Origin of the sequence: Chloroflexus sp. MS-CIW-1 (assembly GCF_030444705.1) — a bacterium.
Classification (GTDB): domain Bacteria; phylum Chloroflexota; class Chloroflexia; order Chloroflexales; family Chloroflexaceae; genus Chloroflexus.
Genome location: NZ_JAUBWR010000001.1, coordinates 2,126,072 through 2,149,775 on the forward strand (window position 1 = coordinate 2,126,072; position 23,704 = coordinate 2,149,775).

Annotated in this window: 13 protein-coding genes and 1 pseudogene; 2 read left to right on the forward strand and 12 right to left on the reverse strand. The window is 57.3% G+C overall.

Annotated elements, in window-relative coordinates; translation table 11 throughout:
- The 3 genes from QTO31_RS08580 to QTO31_RS08590 all read right to left on the reverse strand — a co-directional run bounded on the left by QTO31_RS08580 (position 1) and on the right by QTO31_RS08590 (position 4,101).
- Positions 1-1,227 (reverse strand): 2-methylfumaryl-CoA isomerase, encoded by a 1,227-nt coding sequence (locus tag QTO31_RS08580; RefSeq protein ID WP_301428767.1) that lies wholly within the window; start codon positions 1,225-1,227, stop codon positions 1-3.
- Positions 1,228-1,367: 140 nt separating this feature from the next.
- Positions 1,368-2,585, reverse strand: coding sequence for a CaiB/BaiF CoA transferase family protein (locus QTO31_RS08585; RefSeq protein ID WP_301428768.1), 1,218 nt, complete (start codon positions 2,583-2,585; stop codon positions 1,368-1,370).
- Positions 2,586-2,733: 148 nt separating this feature from the next.
- Complete coding sequence (locus QTO31_RS08590; RefSeq protein ID WP_301428769.1) at positions 2,734-4,101, reverse strand: CaiB/BaiF CoA transferase family protein; 1,368 nt, start codon at positions 4,099-4,101, stop codon at positions 2,734-2,736.
- Between the two features lie 298 nt (positions 4,102-4,399).
- Here QTO31_RS08590 and QTO31_RS08595 point away from each other — a divergent pair, with 298 nt between their 5' ends.
- Positions 4,400-5,245 carry an acyl-CoA dehydrogenase gene (locus tag QTO31_RS08595; RefSeq protein WP_301428770.1) on the forward strand — a complete coding sequence of 282 codons (846 nt, stop codon included), beginning with the start codon at positions 4,400-4,402 and terminating at the stop codon, positions 5,243-5,245.
- A 4-nt stretch (positions 5,246-5,249) separates the two neighbouring features.
- On the opposite strand, the gene QTO31_RS08600 is transcribed toward QTO31_RS08595, so the two are convergent.
- Together QTO31_RS08600 and QTO31_RS08605 are read right to left on the reverse strand one after the other, a co-directional pair.
- Positions 5,250-7,823: a hypothetical protein gene (locus QTO31_RS08600; RefSeq protein ID WP_301428771.1), complete on the reverse strand. Its 2,574-nt coding sequence runs from the start codon at positions 7,821-7,823 to the stop codon at positions 5,250-5,252.
- Positions 7,824-13,160: 5,337 nt separating this feature from the next.
- The gene (locus tag QTO31_RS08605; protein WP_301428772.1) at positions 13,161-14,531 is read right to left on the reverse strand and encodes a caspase family protein; all 1,371 of its coding nucleotides are present in this window, start codon (positions 14,529-14,531) and stop codon (positions 13,161-13,163) included.
- 352 nt (positions 14,532-14,883) lie between these two features.
- Between QTO31_RS08605 and QTO31_RS08610 the strand changes: the two genes are divergently transcribed.
- Complete coding sequence (locus QTO31_RS08610) at positions 14,884-15,924, forward strand: patatin-like phospholipase family protein (RefSeq protein WP_301428773.1); 1,041 nt, start codon at positions 14,884-14,886, stop codon at positions 15,922-15,924.
- Between the two features lie 437 nt (positions 15,925-16,361).
- Here QTO31_RS08610 and QTO31_RS08615 read toward each other — a convergent pair whose 3' ends face one another.
- The 7 genes and pseudogenes from QTO31_RS08615 to QTO31_RS08640 all read right to left on the reverse strand — a co-directional run bounded on the left by QTO31_RS08615 (position 16,362) and on the right by QTO31_RS08640 (position 23,667).
- Positions 16,362-17,003: a PmeII family type II restriction endonuclease gene (locus QTO31_RS08615; RefSeq protein ID WP_367620637.1), complete on the reverse strand. Its 642-nt coding sequence runs from the start codon at positions 17,001-17,003 to the stop codon at positions 16,362-16,364.
- Positions 16,960-17,127, reverse strand: coding sequence for a PmeII family type II restriction endonuclease (locus QTO31_RS19265; RefSeq protein ID WP_367620619.1), 168 nt, complete (start codon positions 17,125-17,127; stop codon positions 16,960-16,962). Before QTO31_RS19265 ends, QTO31_RS08615 begins: the two co-directional genes overlap by 44 nt.
- A pseudogene (locus QTO31_RS08620) lies at positions 17,124-17,948 on the reverse strand (DNA-methyltransferase). The gene QTO31_RS19265 and the pseudogene QTO31_RS08620 overlap by 4 nt, the downstream one beginning before the upstream one ends.
- Positions 17,949-17,991: 43 nt before the next feature.
- A complete protein-coding gene (locus tag QTO31_RS08625) occupies positions 17,992-19,053 on the reverse strand; it encodes an L-threonylcarbamoyladenylate synthase (protein ID WP_301428774.1) in 1,062 nt (353 codons plus the stop codon).
- Complete coding sequence (gene ppc / locus QTO31_RS08630) at positions 19,053-21,854, reverse strand: phosphoenolpyruvate carboxylase (RefSeq protein WP_301428775.1); 2,802 nt, start codon at positions 21,852-21,854, stop codon at positions 19,053-19,055. The genes QTO31_RS08625 and ppc overlap by 1 nt, the downstream gene beginning before the upstream one ends.
- A 4-nt stretch (positions 21,855-21,858) precedes the next feature.
- Entirely contained in the window at positions 21,859-22,488 is a 630-nt protein-coding gene (locus QTO31_RS08635) for a histidine phosphatase family protein (RefSeq protein ID WP_301428776.1), read from the reverse strand.
- 39 nt (positions 22,489-22,527) lie between these two features.
- Positions 22,528-23,667 carry an acyl-CoA dehydrogenase gene (locus QTO31_RS08640; protein ID WP_031458767.1) on the reverse strand — a complete coding sequence of 380 codons (1,140 nt, stop codon included), beginning with the start codon at positions 23,665-23,667 and terminating at the stop codon, positions 22,528-22,530.
- Positions 23,668-23,704: the final 37 nt, after the last annotated feature.

The window sequence follows — 23,704 nt, forward strand, 5'->3', positions numbered from 1 at the left end:
TTACCGTCCCTCTGGCCCGGCCACGATGCCTTCATCGTGCAACCGGCCTACTTCGCTTTCACTCAGGCCGAGCACCTCTAGTAAAATCTCATCAGTATGCTCTCCCAGGCGTGGCGCAGGTTGAGCGGGTAGGCGTGGCGCCTGACTGAAATCGAGCGGTGAGGCTGGCATCAGATAGCGACCGATACCGGGCTGTTCAACCATCGCAAACATGGGGTTGTCGGTTGAACAATCGGGGTCTTGGGCAATCGCTTCGCGTACCGTGCGGTACGGCGCCCAAGTCACTTGATGCTGCTCGAATATGCGGCGTACTTCCGCAAGAGTACGGGCGTGGAACCAGGGTTCGAGCAGGGCCGCGATCTCGTGCCGTGCTCGGAAGCGGTCTCCTTCCTCGTCCATGTTGAGGCCGAGCCGTTCGCCCAGCGCCTGAAACGCGGCCGTCAAACCGGTGGCCTTGCCCAGGGCTTTCCATTGCGAACTAGTCAGACCAACTACCATCACCCGCTTCCCGTCGAGGGTCTCGAAATCGCGCCCAAATGCACCGTAGAGGTAGTTCCCCTGCTTGGGACGGTCGGTATCGTTGATCATGACCTCGGCGATCATACCCAGGTGACCGATCATCGCCAGACCGACATCTTTGAGTGCAATTTTGACCAGTTGCCCCTCACCGGTTAAGCGCCGGTGACGTTCGGCAGCCAGCAGCCCGAGCGCGATCATCTGGCCGGTCACAATGTCCCAGGCCGGCAAGACGTGATTCACTACATCGGGTGAAGTGACCGGGCCGGTCATGAAGGGCAGGCCGAGCTGCGGATTGACTGTGTAATCTACTTCCGAACCACCGTCCCGTCGCCCAACCAGGTTGACCATAATGAGATCGGAACGGTGCTGTTTGAGATGGTCGTAGCTGAGCCAGCCACGGGCCGGAAAGTTGGTGATGAACAGACCGGCATTCTCGCCGGGTGCACAGATAAGCTGCGTGAGCAATTCTTGCCCTCGCGGATGGCGGATGTCAATTGCGATTGATCGTTTGCCTTTATTAAGCCCAGCCCAAAACAGGCTATGTTTACCGTCGAGCGTGACCGGCCATCGTTTGTAATCCAGTCCACCACCAATCGGATCGAAGCGAATAACATCGGCCCCTAGTTGTGCCAGGGTCATGCCGCCGAGCGGGGCCGCGACGAAGGCCGAACCTTCAACGACCCGCAAACCGTGCAGAATACCGTTCATTGGTTTTCCTCATCACAGCACGCTGTTATCGTCATACGAATACCTTTGCGACATAGTCGCAAGGACGAGGGTAGATTCGTGCGCAGCCGGGTACGTCGGCTGCGCGTGTACCCGGCTGGGTCGCTCGTTCGCGCACTTCCTCAAATAACCCGCTTCGCCCGCAACTCACCGATCTCCGCCTCGCTCATCCCCAGCCATTCCTTGAGCACCTCTTCCGTGTGTTCGCCGAGTTTCGGGCCGAGCGAGCGAATACTACCGGGCGTCTCAGAGAGCTTCGGTACGACGTTCGGCATGATCAGCGTTTCACCAATATCTTCGGCATCAATCGCAACCAGATTGCGCCGGGCGTGAACGTGGCGATCACCGAAAAAGTCGGCAATGTCGTTGAGCGGCGCGGCTGGCGTGGCCGTTGCGTAGCATCGCTCAAGCACTTCAGCGCGAGTCAGCGAGCTACACCAGTCACGAACAATCTCGTTTACATCACTGGCGTGTGCCAGACGTACCTTCTGGTCGCCGTAGACACTCGATGACGCCAGTTCCGGGCGCCCCATTGCATTCGCCAGGCGCGCAAAGAGCTTGTCGGTCGCACACGAAATTGCGACCCACTTGCCGTCTTTCGTCTGGAAGTGGCCGTGCGGACAGGCGAACTCATTGTAGTGCGATCCGTGGCGCTCGCGCACTTTGCGGTACATGCCGTAAGCCGGCACCAGCTCGTCACTACAGCGGAAGACCGACTCGTATAGCGCAGCATCAACATACTGACCGCAGCCGGTCTGTTCACGGTAGCGCAAGGCCAGCAAGACACCGATACAGCCGTAAAGGCCGGTCATGTAGTCGGCGAGGGTGGTTGAACCCGGTGTTACCGGCGTGCCTCTGGGCATGCCGGCCAGATACGCAATACCACCGACGGCGTGGGCAATACGGGCAAAGCCGGGGCGATCACGGTACGGGCCAGTTTGACCATAGCCGGTCACGCGGAGCATGATCAGCCGCGGATTGATCTTGTGCAAGACTTCCCAGCCCAAGCCCCACTTTTCAAGTGTACCCGGACGGAAGTTTTCACAGAGCACATCAGCCTGGGCAACCAGTTCTTTGAACACCCGCGCCCCTTCGGGATGTTGGAGATTAAGCGTCACCGAGCGCTTGTTGCGCGACTCGCTCAGCCAGGTCAACGTATCGCCGCGGGAAGTGGGGGTACCGAAGCGACGCAGGGCGTCGCCGCCGATTGGATGTTCAACCTTCAAGACATCGGCGCCAAACTCACCGAGCAGTGTGGCGCAAAACGGTGCAGCGATCACCGTTGCCGCATCAATAACCCTGATTCCGGCCAGGGGTAATGTTGTCGTCGTTTCAGCCATTCGTTTCACCTCAGTGTCAGGGTAACCTCATCTGTTTATCGGGGGCGGTTGGGAACCCGCCCCTCTCTCGGCAAGAAATTTTTGCACGCTGTAAGGTGTGACCAGGCTCCGCACCTTCCCCACCACCAGGTCAGCTACCGACGCCGCGTTAAATGATCTTGCGACTGCGCAATTGCTTGATCTCTTCCGCCGAAATATCGAGCAGCTCACGTAGCACTTCGTAAGTGGCATTGCCCAACGGTGGGCCGAGGTTGGTAATTCGACCCGGCGTCTCGGATAGGGTCGGAATCACATTCGGCACGACGACCTCACCGATACCTTCGGCTTCGATACGGGCAAAGTTGCCACGGGCCTGGAAATGCTCATCGTTGAACATATCGGCAACACTGTTCAACGGGCCAACCGGCACCTCTTTTTCAAGACAGCGCCGCATCACTTCATCACGGGTCAGTGAACCAACCCATTCGATAGTGATCTGGTTCACGATGTCACGGGCGGCCAGGCGCTTCCGTTGATCGCCGTACATCTCCGGTGCGGCCAGCTCTGGTCGTTCCATCGCCTCTGCCAGCCGTTCAAACATCTTATCGGTCGTGCAGGCAATAGCAACCCACTTCCCGTCTTTGGTGCGGAAATGGCCATGGGGAACGGCGATGAAGCTACCGGCGCCTTCGCGCTCGCGGATTTTACCAAACAGGCCATACGCTGGGGCAATTTCATCGAGGATGCGGAACACCGCCTCGTAGATACCAACATCGATCAACTGCCCCCGGCCGGTCTTCTCACGGTGACGGAGGGCAATCAGAATCCCAATCGCGCCAAACAGACTGGCGATGTAGTCACCCAGCGGGGCGGTACCCGGCAACACAGGCGTTTCGCCGGGGAACCCGGCTAGGTACGAGAGACCGCTAAAGGCATGGGCGATATGCGCGAAGCCTGAGCGACGGCGGTACGGACCCGTCTGACCATACCCCGACACACGGAGCATCACCAGGCCAGGGTTCGTCGCCTGTAACACCGGCCAGCTCAAGCCCCACTCTTCCATCGTACCGGGGCGAAAGTTCTCGATCAGAATGTCTGATTTCGCCACCAGTTTGAGAAAGAGCGCGACGCCTTCTTTCTGCCGCAGATCAATTGTCACCGACTTCCGATTGCGTGCTTCACTCAGCCAGGCCAGCGTAGCATCGTGGCGGGCGGTGGCGGTGCCGAAACGGCGCATTGGATCGCCACCAATCGGGTGTTCAACCTTGAGTACTTCAGCGCCGAACTCGGCCAGAATTGATGCCGCATACGGGCCGGCCAGGAAATTGCCAACATCGATCACCCGAATCCCACTGAGCGGCAAACGCTCTTGACCGGGTATCGGTAGCGGTTGCGGATCGTGCACCGCTGACGGATGATCGCTAGCGGCCTGCGCATCGCCTGAATCGGGTTGTGGTGTGGTAAGGGTGGTACTGTCTTCGGTTGGTGTTTCAGTGGTCTGATCGGCTGATCTGTTCAGGCGTGAACCTTTTGGCATCGTTTTTCCCTCTCCTCACAGCATTGTAAACAGCAAAAAGCCCATTACGCCGCCCTGGCTACAATAAGGCCGCCATGGCCGCCTGTCTTTAGCCCAAGATATGAAATCAAAACTGCGTGTTTATAACATAGCACAAAAGCAAAATCTATGCAATTACCGGTTTGTAAGAGTTAACTGTGAGTTAATATAAGTAAATACTTGCCTCTCCTTGCCGATAAGTAGCGTATTCAGATGGTATAATATACTCATTCCACTGATCAAACGTATCAATATTTGGTGTAAAGGAGGTCAATCGACCATGAGCAGCGCAGACTGGATGGCGTGGATCGGGCGTACCGAGCTGGTAGAAGATGAGATATGTCTGGCGCAGGCACTGGCTGCCGCCGCTACGCTCGAACCGCCATCTGGGCCACCAACCGTCGGCAGTCCTCTGCCGCCTCTCTGGCACTGGTTTTACTTTTTACCGCGGGCGCCGCAATCCCAGCTTAGCAGTGATGGTCACCCCCAGCGCGGTGGTTTTATTCCACCGATCCCCTACCCACGACGCATGTTTGCCGGCGCCCGCATACGTTTTCACCACCCCCTGCTCATTGGCCAGCCGGCGCGCCGCGAGGGAGTGATCCGCAACATTACCCAGAAGAGTGGACGCAGCGGCCCCTTGGCCTTTGTAACGGTTGGCTACCAGATTTATCAGCACGATACCCTCTGTATCGAAGAGGAGCAAGACATCGTTTACCGCGAGCCGGGACCACCGCTACCGGCGCCGACAGTTAGCGAACTCGCACCAGTTCCCGATGCCATCAGCCGCACGGTCATTCCTGATACCCGGTTATTATTCCGGTTTTCGGCCCTCACCTTCAACGCCCATCGCATTCACTACGACCGGCCCTATGCCCAACAGGAAGAGGGCTACCCTGGCCTGGTCGTGCATGGCCCGCTGGTTGCAGTACTGCTCATGGAGCTGGCCCGCCACCACATCAGCCGCCCGATCACCGGTTTCAGCTTTCGCAGCCAGGCCCCGCTATTTGATCTGGCGCCGTTCCGCCTGCTCGCGCGGATCGGCGATGGGCGGGTTGAGCTAGAGGCGCAGGGGCCGGATGGCGTCACTGCGCTGAGTGCAACCGCTGAACTAGGAGTGGTATAGAGCGTTACGGCCAGCACCGCCCAGTCTCGCTGATCGCCGTCGCCAGCGCCGCTAACATTGTGGATTGCCGTCGCCGCTTAGCCAGCGCCGCCAGCCACGGCTGTAGCGCTCGCAGATCACCGAGCAACGCCGGGCGCCCCCGTTGCGCAAGGGTGCGCAGCGTTGGCACAAACTGTTCATCGAGCGCAGGGGTTGCTGCCAGGTGGGGGGCGAGCGCCGCCAGCGCCTCAGATCGCCAGTACTCGTCGGCAATTGTCCGAGCGGCGGCGAGGGCGTCGGCGAACAGGTGCGTGGGCAGGTGGGGGGCGAGCGCGGCCAGCGCTCTGGCGCGAGAAAAATCCCACTCAATCGCCCGTGCGGCGGCGAGGGCGTCGGCGAGCAGGTGTGGGGGCAGGTGGGGGGCGAGCGCCGCCAGCGCCTCAGATCGCCGGTACTCGTCGGCAATTGTCCGAGCGGCGGCGAGGGCCTCGGCGAGCAGGTGCGTGGGCAGGTGGGGGGCGAGCGCGGCCAGCGCCCGAGATCGCCAGTACTCGTCGGCAATTGTCCGAGCGGCGGCGAGGGCCTCGGCGTAGACGGTGGGCTGCTGCTCGGCGGGCAGGTGGGGGGCGAGCGCGGCCAGCGCCCGAGATCGCCAGTACTCGTCGGCAATTGTCCGAGCGGCGGCGAGGGCCTCGGCGTAGACGGCGGGCTGCTGCTCGGCGGGCAGGTGGGGGGCGAGCGCGGCCAGCGCTGCGACCTGGTCATCGGTATCGCGGATTGTCCGAGCGGCGGCGAGGGCCTCGGCGAGCAGGTGCGGGGGCAGGTGGGGGGCGAGCGCCGCCAGCGCTGTGGCCCGCGCCTCCTTATCCGCAATCGCCAGCGCCACCTCAAGCGCCCGCGCCCAGGGCAAAGCGATACCCGCCACCAGCAGCGCCTGTAGACTATTAGCCTGGCGCTCGCTGTCAGGCATCAGCGCAATATGCTCCAGCGCCGCGGCTGCGCTCCATGTGCCCGCCGGCGTGCCGACCTGCACCAGCCCAACCAGCAATTCCGGACTCAGTTTCCCGCTCTGGCTGCGCAGGCTGGCTGCAATCAGCGCGCAGCGCAGCGCCAGCCCCAGATCGCCCTGCTGCTCGGCCCGCGTCCAGAGCCGCTCCAGGTCGCCCAGATAGCCGCTGTTGCTGCCCTCGGCGGCATAGCGCGCCGTCTGCCAGGGTTGTTCAACGCCACTCCCGTCCCTCGTCGGCACGATCGCACTGACCACCTCACGGATCCGCTCCCATTCGCCCACCTCGGCGCAGTGCAGCAGCCAGAAGCGGCGCAGGTATTCGGAAAGCGGCTGATGACGGTCGGCCCACCAGGCGTTACCGTAGTCTACCATCCGCCGGTGCAACCGTTCACGCTCTGTGGGCGGGTAAATCTGTTCGAGGAAGACTTCGCGCAGGCGTTGGTGGCTGAAGACGTAGCTGTGCTCGCCGACGGTGATGATGAAGCGGGCAACCTCATCGCTACGTACCGCATCAACAATCGCGCTCTGGTCGCTAAACACCGTCGGCGCCAGTGCTGATAGATCGTCGCTGGTCAGCGGTCCATACGCGACGGCGCAGAGCGCCAGTAGCTCGCGGATTGCAGCACTCTCCTGGCGCATTCTGCGCAGGGTTTCGACCCAGTCGCGGAGGAAGGCTTCCAGACCGGGCGGACGTCGGCTCAGGTCGGTCGGAGACAGAGTATTCCCAAGCAGGGCTTTGATCAGCAGGTTGCAGGTCAGTGGGTCGCCCTCACTGACGCGCTCGAACTGAGCAACGAATGCGGGATCGTCAGCCAGGGCGGCCAGGCGCTCGTCCTGCGCTTTGAGCAGCGCAATCAGCGCGGCGCGGTCGAGATTGTCAAGGGGGAAAGCGCGGGTGCGGTGCGGCTGCCAGCCCAAATGTTCGCGCCAGTCTTCATACCCACGGTCGGCGCGCTGGCGGGCGGCGGCAACGATCTTCAGCGGGCTGTTGGGCGGTACCACGCAGAGCGGACCAACTTTCCAGCCTACCGCTTCGTCAATCCCATCGAGCACGAGAAGGCAGCGTACCCCCGTCGGCAACGGGCGATGCAGGTAATCGCCGATCATTGCTCGCAGGCTAAACGGTGAACGGTCAGAGCGCTGGAACTGGGCTGTATCGTTGTGCAGGTCAGCCAGACCGGCCGCCAGCATTTCGAGCGCCATCTGTTCGTCGGCCGTGCCAAAACGGATGCTGATCGGCACAAAGATCACTCGCCATTCGCCTCGCCCAAGGAGACGGTTAACCCAATGCACAAGCAGCGCCGTTTTACCTCGTCCGGTTGGAGCCACCAGCAGGGTGTAGAGCTGTTCGCCACGCAATACACCATCGAGCGCGGCCAGCTCGGCATCGCGGCCGCCAAACACGTTATCGGTGTAGTAGGTGAGCAAACGTTGCACTGCGCCACGCGCCGATACCGGTAGCGGTTGCAGGATGGTCTGGAAGACAGCGATGTTGTGGTCGCCGGTGATAAGCAGGCTCTGTGCGATATTGCCGTTAGCCTGCACCGAACGGTCACCACGTGGCTGGTTGTGAGGGGGCTGCGTGTTCATAAGCTATGCTCCTATGTATGGCTACGTTAGCCCTGCTATGCACTGCTACCATTTAGCAATCGTCTGACCCTTCACATCGCCGGTAGAGATCGAATCTCCCGTCTCCATCGCCCTCCCCCTGCTCGCGTTATAGTCTTTGAAGAAATGTAGCAATTCTCATCAATCGTCCGTCGTCGGACGTGAATCCGCACGTGCGGGCTAATGGTTTTTTGAGTGATTATAATTATTCCGCCCGTTTTCGGCAAAGCGTAGACCGCAATTCATTGCGGTCAGTGTGTCGCCCGTTTGCCAAGCCGGTGTACGACAGCGCTTTTACATTTAGACAGCGTAGACCGCAATGTATTGCGGTCACCGTGTCGGGAGTGCGACGCTGGGAGCGTGTAACCCCGTCCCATTGGTTCAACTTCTACGGGAACTGCTATAGTTCTCAATTTTCCATACGCCTTTCCTGACCGCCATAAATGGCGGTCTACGTAGCTGAGACCGCCATGAATGTCGGTCTACGGCTTGAGCAGGGCGCTCCTGCCGCACGTGTGCCACGCGGTGACCGCCATTTATGGCGGTCTACGGCTTGAGCCGTTTTCGGCAAAGCGTAGACCGCAATTTATTGCGGTCACCGTGTCGCCCGTGTAGCTGAGACCGACATGAATGTCGGTCTACGGCTTGAGCCGTTTTCGGCAAAGCGTAGACCGCAATTCATTGCGGTCAGTGTGTCGCCCGTTTGCCAAGCCGGTGTACGACAGCGCTTTTACATTTAGACAGCGTAGACCGCAATTCATTGCGGTCGCGGTGTCGGGAGCGCGACGCTGGGAGCGTGTAACTCTGTCCCGTTGGTTCAACCGCTGTGGGAACTGCTATAGTTCTCAATTTTCCATAAGCCTCTCCTGACCGCCATAAATGGCGGTCTACGTAGCTGAGACCGACATGAATGTCGGTCTACGGTTTGAGTAGGGCGCTCCTGCCGCACGTGTGCCACGCGGTGACCGCCATAAATGGCGGTCTACGGCTTGAGCCGTTTTCGGCACCGCGTAGACCGCAATGTATTGCGGTCAGTGTGTCGCCCGTTTGCCAAGCCGGTGTACGACAGCGCTTTTACATTTAGACAGCGTAGACCGCAATGTATTGCGGTCGCGGTGTCAGGAGCGCGACGCTGGGAGCGTTCAACTCTGTCCCATTGGTTCAACTTCTACGGGAACTGCTATAGTTCTCAATTTTCCATACGCCTTTCCTGACCGCCATAAATGGCGGTCTACGTAGCTGAGACCGACATGAATGTCGGTCTACGGCTTGAGTAGGGCGCTCCTGCCGCACGTGTGCCACGCGGTGACCGCCATAAATGGCGGTCTACGGCTTGAGCCGTTTTCGGCACCGCGTAGACCGCGATGTATTGCGGTCAGTGTGTCGCCCGTTTGACAAGCCGGTGTACGACAGCGCTTTTACATTTAGACAGCGTAGACCGCAATTGATTGCGGTCAGTGTGTCGGGAGCGCGACGCTGGGAGCGTGTAACTCTGTCCCGTTGGTTCAACCGCTGTGGGAACTGCTATAGTTCTCAATTTTCCATACGCCTTTCCTGACCGCCATAAATGGCGGTCTACGTAGCTGAGACCGACATGAATGTCGGTCTACGGCTTGAGTAGGGCGCTCCTGCCGCACGTGTGCCACGCGGTGACCGCCATAAATGGCGGTCTACGGCTTGAGCCGTTTTCGGCACCGCGTAGACCGCAATGTATTGCGGTCAGTGTGTCGCCCGTTTGCCAAGCCGGTGTACGACAGCGCTTTTACATTTAGACAGCGTAGACCGCAATTCATTGCGGTCAGTGTGTCGGGAGCGCGACGCTGGGAGCGTGTAACTCTGTCCCATTGGTTCAACCGCTGTGGGAACTGCTATAGTTCTCAATTTTCCATAAGCCTTTCCTGACCGCCATAAATGGCGGTCTACGGATTGAGCCGTTTTCGGCACCGCGTAGACCGCAATTTATTGCGGTCAGTGTGTCGCCCGTTTGCCAAGCCGGTGTACGACAGCGCTTTTACATTTAGACAGCGTAGACCGCAATTCATTACGGTCACGGTGTCGGGAGCGCGATGCTGGGAGCGTGTAACTCTGTCCCATTGGTTCAACCGCTGTGGGAACTGCTATCATGCTCACTTTCCGTAAGCCTTCCCTGACCGCCATAAATGGCGGTCTACGGCTTGAGCAGGGCGCTCCTGCCGCACGTGTGCCACGCGGTGACCGCTATAAATGTCGGTCTACGGCTTGAGTAGGGCGCTCCTGCCGCACGTGTGCCACGCGGTGACCGCCATAAATGGCGGTCTACGGCTTGAGCCGTTTTCGGCACCGCGTAGACCGCAATTTATTGCGGTCAGTGTGTCGCCCGTTTGCCAAGCCGGTGTACGACAGCGCTTTTACATTTAGACAGCGTAGACCGCAATTCATTGCGGTCACGGTGTCGGGAGCGCGACGCTGGGAGCGTGTAACTCTGTCCCGTTGGTTCAACCGCTGTGGGAACTGCTATCATGCTCACTTTCCGCAAGCCTTCCCTGACTGCCATGAATGGCGGTCTACGTAGCTGAGACCGACATAAATGTCGGTCTACGGCTTGAGTAGGGCGCTCCTGCCGCACGTGTGCCACGCGGTGACCGCCATAAATGTCGGTCTACGGCTTGAGCCGTTTTCGGCACCGTGTAGACCGCAATTCATTGCGGTCAGTGTGTCGCCCGTTTGCCAAGCCGGTGTACGACAGCGCTTTTACATTTAGACAGCGTAGACCGCAATGTATTGCGGTCACGGTGTCAGGAGCGCGACGCTGGGAGCGTGTAACTCTGTCCCGTTGGTTCAACCGCTGTGGGAACTGCTATAGTTCTCAATTTTCCATAAGCCTTTCCTGACCGCCATAAATGGCGGTCTACGGACTGAGCCGTTTTCGGCACCGCGTAGACCGCAATTCATTGCGGTCAGTGTGTCGCCCGTTTGCCAAGCCGGTGTACGACAGCGCTTTTACATTTAGACAGCGTAGACCGCAATTCATTGCGGTCAGTGTGTCGCCCGTGTAGCTGAGACCGACATGAATGTCGGTCTACAGATTGAGCCGTTTTCGGCACCGCGTAGACCGCAATGTATTGCGGTCAGTGTGTCGCCCGTTTGCCAAGCCGGTGTACGACAGCGCTTTTACATTTAGACAGCGTAGACCGCAATTCATTGCGGTCAGTGTGTCGCCCGTGTAGCTGAGACCGACATGAATGGCGGTCTACGGCTTGAGCCGTTTTCGGCACCGCGTAGACCGCGATGTATTGCGGTCAGTGTGTCGCCCGTTTGCCAAGCCGGTGTACGACAGCGCTTTTACATTTAGACAGCGTAGACCGCAATGTATTGCGGTCGCGGTGTCAGGAGTGCGACGCTGGGAGCGTGTAACTCTGTCCCGTTGGTTCAACTTCTACGGGAACTGCTATAGTTCTCAATTTTCCATAAGCCTTTCCTGACCGCCATAAATGGCGGTCTACGTAGCTGAGACCGATATGAATGTCGGTCTACGGCTTGAGTAGGGCGCTCCTGCCGCACGTGTGCCACGCGGTGACCGCCATAAATGGCGGTCTACGGCTTGAGCCGTTTTCGGCAAAGCGTAGACCGCAATTTAGTGCGGTCAGTGTGTCGCCCGTTTGCCAAGCCGGTGTACGACAGCGCTTTTACATTTAGACAGCGTAGACCGCAATTCATTGCGGTCGCGGTGTCGGGAGCGCGACGCTGGGAGCGTTCAACTCTGTCCCATTGGTTCAACTTCTACGGGAACTGCTATAGTTCTCAATTTTCCATAAGCCTTTCCTGACCGCCATAAATGGCGGTCTACGTAGCTGAGACCGACATTCATGTCGGTCTACGGCTTGAGTAGGGCGCTCCTGCCGCACGTGTGCCACGCGGTGACCGCCATAAATGGCGGTCTACGGCTTGAGCCGTTTTCGGCACCGCGTAGACCGCAATTTAGTGCGGTCAGTGTGTCGCCCGTTTGCCAAGCCGGTGTACGACAGCGCTTTTACATTTAGACAGCGTAGACCGCAATTCATTGCGGTCGCGGTGTCGGAAGCGCGACGCTGGGAGCGTGTAACTCTGTCCCATTGGTTCAACTTCTACGGGAACTGCTATAGTTCTCAATTTTCCATAAGCCTTTCCTGACCGCCATAAATGGCGGTCTACGTAGCTGAGACCGACATGAATGGCGGTCTACGGCTTGAGTAGGGCGCTCCTGCCGCACGTGTGCCACGCGGTGACCGCCATAAATGGCGGTCTACGGATTGAGCCGTTTTCGGCACCGCGTAGACCGCAATTCATTGCGGTCAGTGTGTCGCCCGTTTGCCAAGCCGGTGTACGATAGCGCTTTTACATTTAGACAGCGTAGACCGCAATTCATTGCGGTCAGTGTGTCGGGAGCGCGACGCTGGGAGCGTTCAACTCTGTCCCATTGGTTCAACTTCTACGGGAACTGCTATCATGCTCACTTTCCGTAAGCCTTTCCTGACCGCCATAAATGGCAGTCTACGTAGCTGAGACCGACATGAATGTCGGTCTACGGATTGAGCCGTTTTCGGCACCGCGTAGACCGCAATTCATTGCGGTCAGTGTGTCGCCCGTTTGCCAAGCCGGTGTACGACAGCGCTTTTACATTTAGACAGCGTAGACCGCAATGTATTGCGGTCGCGGTGTCGGGAGCGCGACGCTGGGAGCGTTCAACTCTGTCCCATTGGTTCAACTTCTACGGGAACTGCTATCATGCTCACTTTCCGTAAGCCTTTCCTGACCGCCATAAATGGCGGTCTACGTAGCTGAGACCGACATGAATGTCGGTCTACGGCTTGAGTAGGGCGCTCCTGCCGCACGTGTGCCACGCGGTGACCGCCATAAATGGCGGTCTACGGCTTGAGCCGTTTTCGGCAAAGCGTAGACCGCAATTCATTGCGGTCAGTGTGTCGCCCGTTTGCCAAGCCGGTGTACGACAGCGCTTTTACATTTAGACAGCGTAGACCGCAATTCATTGCGGTCAGTGTGTCGGGAGCGCGACGCTGGGAGCGTTCAACTCTGTCCCATTGGTTCAACCGCTGTGGGAACTGCTATCATGCTCACTTTCCGCAAGCCTTTCCTGACCGCCATAAATGGCGGTCTACGGCTTGAGCAGGGCGCTCCTGCCACACGTGTTCCACGCGGTGACCGCCATTTATGGCGGTCTACGGCTTGAGTAGGGCGCTCCTGCCGCACGTGTGCCACGCGGTGACCGCCATGAATGTCGGTTTACGTAATGCGGGCGGGGACGCCCGCGCACCCAGGATGTCGATCATTCTGCACATCTGCTCAATTTCCATCACGCTGCACCTGGAGTGCTGCCCGTACTGCCGCTGCACAAATAGACTGTGTTTGCAGGATCGTCACCACCGGCGCGAAGATGTCGGGCGCAGTGGTAGCCAGTGCGTGCAGCAACCGGATCAGGCGCTGTTCATTCGCCTGAGCGCCCTGCGCTACCTCGTCGGCGATCCATCTGACCGTCGCCAGCAATTCATCCTTCGTCACCGTCGGATCGTCAGGGCGCTGCCGGATAGTCTTCTCAACCGGCACGAAAAGCGCGGCTACCGACGCGGCGGATGGTATCCCCTGCACATGCGCCTGCGCCCCGCGCCCAATCGCAATCCCGCTGCCGCTGATATGACCGGTATTGATAACATCACCCTGCACGACGGTATTACCATCGCCGGTAATGATCGTGCTGTCGTTGACCGAATCGGCAACTACCGCCCGCTCGCTAACGATCTGCTGGAACGCCCAACGGCTGCGTGATGGCTCAACCGTGCGTATCGCCGTCTCCGGCGGTGGGGTATGGTCAGCGGGAAAATCGCCGAGCTGGGTTGCGCCGCGGAATAGGGCGACCGCAAACGGCCCCACTCCCTTCAGCACCGTTAGCTCCGGCTCCTGAGTCATGGTGTAGCGCTGTCGCAAGGCTAGCGGTACCTGCCGTTCCACCGCCTCGCGCACGGCGAAATAGAGGTAGGTGTAGAGGTCAAAGGCGCTGATGAACCCGGCACGTCCACTCACCCCCTGCCCACGCAGTCCGTTGGTCAATGCTTGGGCGAAAATCGTGAGCGGACCGGAACCGATGTACGCTACCTGGTCTTCACGGCAGGCGGTGATAATGATCCGCCCGCTGCCGGTGGTGAGCAGAGCGTCAGCCGTTTGCTGCGGAAATGGCTGCCCGACGACCGCCGGTTGACCGGCGCCGAGGGTCGGCGAGAGTTCACCGGCGTGGCAGGCGTTGATCAGCACCAGCACCCGTTGAGCCGGAATTGCCCGCAGCGCGGTGATCAGGTCGGTCTGACTAACAGCAGTACCGGCTACAACCTTACCACCGTTGTCAAAGCGGGTGTCGTGAGTGGTCAGCACATAGGCACCATCGGCGCTGTACTCACCGTGGCCACTGTAGAAGAGCAGAATCGTGTCGGTGGGCGTGGTGCGCTTGGCGAGAGTGTCAAGCGCCGTCAGTACTTCGTCGCGAGTAGCCTGCTCGCCGGTGAGGAGCGTCACGTTGGCAGGGGGATAACCGCAAAAATGGGGATCATGCAATAGCATCGCTACCGCTTCGGCATCGTTCACAGTACACGGTACGTTCAGATAAGGCGCAAAGCGGTAATGACCAACACCAACAATTAGAGCATAGCCGTGAGGAAAAGACATAGGCGCAAACAAGACGCGAGCATGTCGTTCGTGATACGAGGAGTATACCATGAAATCATCGGTTGTGAAGCGGAACGAGAAGATAGAAGAAACGGGGAGTGGAAGGAACCGATTCCGCTCCGCTAGTGGGAGAAGATAAGGGTTTGGGGATTGGTAAGAGGTTTCACCGCTAAAAGCATATCCGAATAATCGTCTCACGGTACGGCGGATAAAATCTAAAATCTAACAGATGTACGGGCGCAGCGCCGCTGCGCCTCAACCGAATCTTCTTCTAAGACAGGGTATTCCGGATAGTCACTAAATCGGTCGCAAGTCGCTGTCTGATATAGACAGGTAACGTATAATTGGAATTATGAGCATCATAAGCTGGATCAAACATATCCGAGAACGTATTCATCAACCTGCTGTACCATCGGCAGAACGGCGGTTGGGGCTGGCGCTCAGTGGGGGTGGTGGGAAAGGTGCCGCGCACATCGGTGTCTTGCAGGTCATTCGTGACCTGGATATTCCCATTGATCTCATCGTCGGTACCTCGGCTGGTGGCGCGGTGGCAGTTCTCTATGCAGCAGGCTTTGATCTGCCTGCAATCCAAGATGTCTTTCGCCAGAGTGCCCTGCGCCGGATCGCCACGCCTGATCCGAGCGGTACCGGCATCATCGGTCAGCGTCGGCGCGAAGAGATGTTGTACCGTCTTCTCGGTCAGCGCACGTTTGCCGACCTCAGCATTCCGTGCGCTGTCGTAGCGACCGATCTGGTCAGTGGTGAGATGGTCGTTTTGCGCGAAGGGCCGTTAGTTCCGGCGTTGCTAGCAACGACTGCCTTACCGGCGCTCTTCCCACCGGTACCCTACGGCGATATGCTGCTCGCCGATGGTGGTATTCTCAACAATTTACCGGTTGATGTCGCCTATGAATTGGGTGCGCAGCGGGTGATTGCCGTCGACCTGCGCGATGCGCAGGCCGGATTTTCGCTCCAGTCTGAAGAGAACGACAGTCTGTTTGCCCGCTTCATGTTTGCGCCAAAACAGTTTGCCGTTGCACAACGGGCGCTCAGCCTGCTGATGGCCGAGGCGACCGAACTCCGTCTGCAACAGCATCCGCCAGACCTCCTCATCCAGCCGGATGTGACCTCTATTGCAACCCTCGATTTGAGTACGCCCGAAAAGGGGTATGCCATCGGGCTGGCTGCGGCGCGTGAGCTAGCCGGTGAATTGATCGATCTCCGATTGTGGCGCAACGGCATCGAGTTGGCTGTTCAATCCAGAAAGCCGCGGAGCCGAACGTACAAGGCGCAAGCGACCAGACTCACCAGCGCTGCCAGCAACAGCATGCGAGCGAGCGGTACGCCATTTGCGAACGGGAAGGTTGGCAACCCGTCGCTACCGGTTTCGTGAGTAGGGACACGGCAGTGCCGTGTCCCTATTACCTATCCTACGTCTTGCTTGATACGTTCAAAATCATTACTAAGTCGTTTGTATACACGGTCTACTTCTTGCATCTTATTACTCATATTTCGTACATGTGTAGATAGAGTTTCCCACGAACTTCTCAGAGCCTCAAACTGCTCCGCTAGGGTTCTCACATCGCTGCGTATCTGTTCTGCTTTCTCCGAGAGCCGGTATGCGAGAATTCCGGTTTTAATGATTGCAAGTTTAATTCCTGATTGACTCCATGCTCGTGAGATAGCATGCTCTACGTCTTTTGGCTGTAGACTATCCTGCTTAAAAACCTTGTAGAGAACAACAAGTAAGAGTATAAACGTAATGATCAACATGACTTCTGAGAATGACATTGTTGAATAGCTCCTTTCCTGACAACAACATTTATCTCTTTAAGAATATCGCTGTTTACGTTCTTTAACGGACAAACGAGCTGAGTTAAACCTGATCAATGTTTCCCCATTGATTTCGCCGTTTTCACAAAATTCTGTAATAAATTGTTGGGAAAATGTATTGATAATTGCAGAATAGGCTCGTTGAAATGCTTCATTCCGCTCTCTTGCCTCAAACCCTAGTGGTTCGATAATTTGTGTGTATAGTTCGTCAACACCGTCTGAAATAAATGACCAGAATGCCTGACCACAGAGCTTCTGATAGCCTCCTTTGTCCCCGTTATCTTGACCATAACAGCAACCGTTGATTGCAAAGACCCGAAGTTCGGGCTTTGATCGCCCGATTTCCTCCATTGCAGCCTGAAAGTTCTCTCGCATCTTGCGAATTTGATCGGCATTTCCCCAATTTGGCCCGGACTTTACAGAGACCAGATAATATTCCTGTCCTTTTTGAAACTCCAGGTCAACGCTTGGACGAACAGATTTCTTCCCTTTAAACGTTTCCTGGCAAATGTAAATCGCTAAACCTTCAAGAAACTCACCAAACATGGTTTCTTCTTGTGAAGAGAGATGAGCATCGAGAAGTGATCGAATCAGATCAGAAGCAACGAGAATATTTTTTTGCTCGGAACAGATACGGATTTTTACGTTTCAATAACTGCTTTAGCTCTAGATTGCGCAAGCTGTTTAATCTGGACTCGTGAAACGTTCCGATGTGTGCATATACATACTGCCTTACTTTTTCGATCAGGTTTGCATCATTCATAAAAGTCTTGGCGCTTCTCGGGCAATTTCCTCTTCCGCCAATGCAAAATACTCAGGAAGAATCTCGATGCCGATCGCACGACGGTTCATCCGACGGGCAACTTTAATGGTTGTCCCAGAACCCATAAACGGATCGAGGATCATATCACCTTCCTGAGTGAAGAGTTTGATAAACCACTCAGGGAGCGCCTCTGGAAAGACAGCGCTGTGGCGACGGTTTTTCGTTTCGGTTGCTAAATGGAGCACATTCGTTGGATATACCATCTGCCGATCCAGCCAGTTTGCTACTCGCTTTCCGAAGCCGCTTCCTACTCTTGAATTATCACGAACCTGATCGGTTTGACTGAGATTCTTGAGTCGTTTATCGGCCCATTGCCCCATTGGTATCATAACCGCTTCTTGAAACATCTTGAAGCGTCTCGTTTTGTTGAACTGAAGCAACCGTTCCCAGGCGTCACGAAACCGATTCGGCCATTTTCCAGGGTAGCAGTTCTTTTTGTGCCAAATGAACTCCTCCGTCCACAACTATCCCTGTTTGCGCAGCGCAAGAATCAACTCAATAACATACGTGTGGCGTTCACCATTTTCCGCTTTTTCCTTGATGTTGAGAATGAACGTCCCATCAGGTTTGAGGACTCGTAAGAGTTCTTGACCGATCGGGAGGAACCATTCCACATATTCATCAGGATGAATCCCCCCGTATGTGTTTTTACGGCGATCAGCGTAAGGTGGTGAGGTAAAGATAAGATCAACTGAATTGTCTGGTATCTCTTTCAATACCTCTCGACAATCACCTAAAATGAGCTTCGTGCTTTCGTTCATAAGTCTTTCAATCCAACACAAATGAAGAACATGATTTCGTATTTTATGCTGTTCTTTCTTCTCCGTCAATCACGATGACCCGCGTCGCTGCCCGACGTAGTCGGTCGCGGAGGGCGCGACCCAGGCCGGTATCGTCGAAATCACGGGCAAACATGCGATCGGGTTTGCGCTCGTCGAGTGCGCGCAAGGCGGCGTAGAGCCGTCGCGCCATTGCCTCTGGATCGGCGGTTGGGCCGAGCGATTCGACCTCTGCCGGTAGATCACGCATGAGCGCCAGGTCTTCCTCGGGCAAGAGTAATCCGATGCGCATGCCGCTGGCAAGTGCTTGTTCAGCCTCGGCTCGCAGGTGCGCTCGTGCGACCTCTGGTCGGCCACTAAAGAGCCACAGTTCGTGATCGGGAGCGTAGTGACGCTCAAGCAGTCCAGGTGAGACCAGACCCTGCGTCTCCTCGGTATCAGTCTTGAACGAACGATGAACCTCGATCGGGCCAATCAATGCTGTTAATGTTTCAAGGCTCACTCCGCCAGGACGCAACAGGGTAGGGGGGGTGGTGGTACAGTCAAGAACTGTCGATTCGATCCCGATTGGGGTCGGGCCGCCATCGATCACGGCAGCGATCCGTCCATTGAGGTCGGCTAGAACGTGATCGGCGGTGGTTGGACTGGTGTGACCAAAGCGGTTCGCACTCGGCGCGGCGACCGGTACCTCGGCGGCCTGCAAGAGTGCTTGCGCGACCGGATGGGCAGGTACACGCACTGCTACTGTCTCGCGCCCGGCAGTGACCGCGAGCGGAACCTGTGGATGCCGCGGGACAATGAGCGTGAGCGGGCCGGGCCAGAAGGTAGCCGCCAGTTGCGCCGCCAGTGGCGGGATGCTGGCAGCAACGTGCGGCAGATCACGACGATCGGCCAAATGAACGATCAGCGGATCGCTGGCCGGACGGCCCTTAGCGGTGAAGATCGCCTGCACCGCTTGCTCGTCAAGCGCGTGACCTCCCAGTCCATAGACGGTTTCGGTCGGGAAGGCGACCAATTCACCGCGACGGATGAGCGTAGCGGCCAGTGCAATTGCTGCGGGTGATGTATCGAGTCGTTTGGTTTGCATCAGCCTGTATTTTTCAAGCCGGCTGCGATGCCGTTAATCGACATCAGAAGCACTGTTTCCAGTTCAACCTGTTCTTCGGGTGGCGCAGCCCGTAAACGTTTCAGCAACTCGATCTGAATGAAACTTAGTGGATCAATGTACGGATTGCGCTGCCGAATCGCACGTTGCAGAACAGGTTGATGTGCTAAGAGATCGTTCTGTTCGGTGATCTGGCAAATCATCCGTTCAGTGCGCCGGAATTCGTTCTCAATTTGCTGGAAGATGCGTGCGGCAAGCTGTTGATCCGGTACCAAACCAGCGTAGGCGCGAGCGATGTTCATGTCGGCTTTTAACATAATCATCTGCGCGTTGTCGAGCAACGTGGTAAAAAACGGCCAGTGGCGGTACATCGTGCGCAGCAGATGTAGATAATTGGGATCGGCTTCGGCAAACTCTTCCAGCGCACTCCCCAGCCCAAACCAGCCGGGCAACGTGTGTCGGCTTTGCATCCAGCTAAACACCCACGGAATGGCGCGCAAGTCTTCGATCCGGTCACTCTTACGCCGCGAGACCGGACGTGATCCGATCCGTAAGCGGTTGAATTCAGCAACCGGAGTTGCGTTGCGAAAATAGATCAGAAAATCAGGGTCTTCGTAGACTAGACTTCGATAGACAGTCCGCGCCGTTTCGGCCATACGCTCCATTGCGGCAACCCACTCTGGTTCGGGGTGGCGAGCCATGCCGGGGAAACCGGCGCGGAGCACGGCATTCACCACCTGTTCGAGATGGCGATGAGCAGTGCGCGGATCGAGATAGCGATCTGAAATCATCTCACCCTGATCGGTCACTTTAATCTGACCGTGAAGCGTACCCGGCGGTTGGGCCAGAATCGCCTGCCCAGCCGGGCCACCACCGCGCCCAACGGCACCACCCCGACCGTGGAATAGTCGTAAACGGACACCGTGCCGGTCGGTGACGGCTGTCAAGGCAACCTGCGCCCGGTAGAGTGCCCAGTTCGCAGCGACAAAGCCACCCTCTTTGTTGCTGTCAGAATAGCCGAGCATCACCTCTTGCAGATTATCGCGGAGTGCCAGATGTTCACGGTACACCGGCAATTGCAGTAATTCGTCGAGCAAGAGTGGTGCCCGTTGTAAGTCGTCACCGGTCTCGAACAGTGGCACGATATTCAACTGACTGTATTGGCCGGGCTGATACAGGCCGGCATCACGGCAGAAGAGCAAGACGGCCAGCAGATCACTGACTTGGCTGGTGGTTGAGATGATGTAGGTCTGAAAAATCTCGGGATCGAGCTGTTCGCTGATCGCCGACATAACGCGAAATGTTTCCACCGTCTCTGCCGTTGCCGGGCTAAGGTGGCTGAGGCGGCTAGGGGTGAGCGGGCGGGGTCGCCGAATTTCGACACTCAGTACTGCCACTCGTTCAGACTCATCGAGAGCTTCATAGTTACTCACGACACCAGCGGCAGCCAGGATTTCACTCAGCGCAGTGGTATGCCGACTCGCGTGCTGGCGCACGTCGAGGGTGGCGGTGTGCAGACGAAAGGCGGCTACGTTTGTGCGGACATCGCGGAGCAGGCCATCGGCAATTAAGGCGCCGCCATTGTTGCGCAGACTGGCATCGATCAGATCGAGATCGGCTAACAGTTCACGACTATGGTAGTAGATGTCGCGCATGCGCGGGGGCTGCGGATCGGCACCCCAACGAGGGGTATGGTGTAAGGTGTAGTGCAGTGTTTTCTGCAAGCGGGCTTGAATGAAGTGACATAACTGACGGTACGGTTCGCAGCGGTAATGTGGGTTGAGCGTTGCCGCCGCGTCAGGCATCAGTTCACGGTACTCGGCAATCCGGTCGATGATCGCAGTATCAACCTTCACCTGCTGTACCGACTGACTGAGATCGGTAATCAGGCGATCAAGGCATCCAATCAGGTAACGCAGCATTGCGCTCCGCATCAGACGCACCGTCTCGACCGTGACTTCTGGCGTCACAAAGGGATTGCCATCGCGGTCACCACCCATCCAGCTTCCGAAGCGGAGGAAAGGCGGCAGATGCCACTGATGGTCGGGGTACGCGGCAGTAAGCGCCTCGGCAGTCTCACGGTAAAGGAGTGGCAACAGGTCCCAGAGCACCGTCTGAAAATAAAACAGACCGTTCTCGACCTCATCGAGCACTGAGGGTCGCCGGTTCCGAACATCATCACTCTGCCAGAGACCAACGATTTCGCGTTCGATGGCCGTGATAGCGGCCTGACGGTCAGCCGGTAAAACCAGCCGCTCCCCGAATGTCAGATCGATCAGCCTATCGAAGATGCGGCGCAGCTTGATCAAAATCGTTCGCCGTCGCGATTCGGTAGGGTGTGCGGTGAGTACCGGCATGATCAGTGCATGATCCAGCCATTCCTGGATTGCTGCTGCCGGTACTCCATGTTGCTTTAGCAGATGGATAGCGTCGGCGATGCTCTCAGCACGCGGCGCAGGGGCATGGCGCACATCGCGAGCACGCAGTGCCCGTAAACGTTCAACCCCTTCGGCCAGATTGACCAAACCGAAATAGAGGGTAAATGCCTTAACCAGACTTTGTAACTGCGAGAGGCTGAGGTCAGCGATCAGGCGCGGCAGGGCATTGGGATCGGTTTGCGTAGGAGCGTTACGCAATTCCTTCGCCATACGGCGCACCTGTTCAACAAGGTTCAGCGTTGTTTCGCCGTGCTGTCCGGTAATTACCCGACCAAGAATATCACCCAGCGCCCGAATGTTTGCCGACAGCAAATCATGTTCAACAGCAGTCGTTCGTCCGCTCATACGTCTACTCGCCGCCTTCTACCACCAGGTCTTCAAGGTGGGCGACATCGTTCATCCGTAATAGCCGCCAGCCACTTCGCCCGCGGACGATTTCGCTCAACGAACCGTTGTCGAGCCATAATTTACCGAAGTTTACCAGATCAAGACCGATAATATGACAGAATAACGCCCGAATTGAGCCACCGTGCGAGACCACGATAATCGTTTCACCTGTCCGGTGGGCCGCCTCGATCTGCGTGAAAGCCCGCAGAACTCTTGCCTGGAGTTGGGCATAACTTTCACCGCCGAGGCGAACGGTATGCGCTGGGTCACGGTCGTACTCGCGCATATGCTCGGGAAACCGCTGATACAGCTCTGTTGGCGTTAGCCCTTGCCACAACCCGACATCAATCTCGCGCAGATCGGGCATTGCAATCGGGTGGAGATGAACATACTCACCAATAATCTCGGCAGTTTCCCATGCGCGAGGCAGATCGCTACTGTAGAGTGCCACCGCCCCACTGCGAGCCAGGCGCTGTCCTGCCCGACGTGCCTGTTCACGGCCGCGCTCATTGAGCGGGATTGGCGCCTGGCCCTGATATTGCAGTGTTCGATTCCACGGTGTCTCGCCGTGTCGCACAAAAATCAGACGCATAGCTTCTATAAGAGCGACGCAGCGCCGCCGTCTGTTTGATCAGCGCACCAGTTCACGGCTGATCACCAGGCGCTGAATCTCACTCGTTCCCTCATAAATCTCCGTAATCTTGGCATCACGGAAGAAGCGTTCTACCGGATATTCCTTTGAATAGCCATTCGATCCGTGGAGTTGCACGGCCTTTGTGGCGACCCACATTGCTGTCTCTGAGGCAAAGAGTTTCGCCATTGAAGCATCTTTGATAAAGTCAAGGCCCTGATCTTTACGCCAGGCAGCTTCGTAGGTGAGCAGCCGCGCAGCCTTAATGCGGGTTGCCATATCGGCGAGCGTAAAGCCAACTGCTTGGAATTCGTGAATCGGTTTGCCGAATTGTTCACGCACCTTGCTGTATTCCAGAGCCGCCTCGAAGGCTCCCTGCGCAATCCCGACCGCTTGTGCGGCAATCCCGATTCGTCCGGCGTTGAGGATGGTCATCGCGATTTTGAAGCCCTGACCCTCTTCACCAAGACGGCGCCACGCCGGTAGACGGTAATTGTCATACGCCATCTGGCAGCTATGAGCGCTGCGAATGCCCAGTTTGTTTTCAACCTTGACGACACGACAGCCGGGAGCGTGGGTGTCAACCAGGAAGGCGGTGATTCCTTTGGTCCCTTTGCTCGGATCGGTCATTGCCATCAGAATGATGGTATCGGCGTGATCGCCGTTGGTGACCCAATTTTTCACACCGTTGATGATATAGTAATCGCCATCACGCACGGCAGTGGTGCGCTGAGCGGCAGCATCCGACCCAGCGCCTGGCTCGCTGAGCGAGAACGCACCAAGCATCCGACCACTGGCAAGAGGTGTCAACAACTCACGCTTTTGCTCTTCAGTGCCGAACTTCTCGATCCCGTAGCAGACTAGCGAGTTATTCACCGAGGCGATCACGCCCAGCGAGGGATCGACCCGTGATAATTCCTCGATCACGATCGCATACGAGACATAATCCATCCCAGCGCCGCCATACTCCTCGCTGACAGCAACTCCCATCAGACCGAGTTCACCCATCTTACGTACCAGCTCGGTCGGCCAGCGAGCGTGTTCGTCTCGCTCGGCGACGGTTGGTTTGGCCTCTTTTTCGACAAACTGACGCACCATGTCGCGCAGCATCAGTTGATCTTCGGTAAGCTGGAATTCCATGATCGCCTCCTCGGTAGATATAAAATTGTCCTTCTTT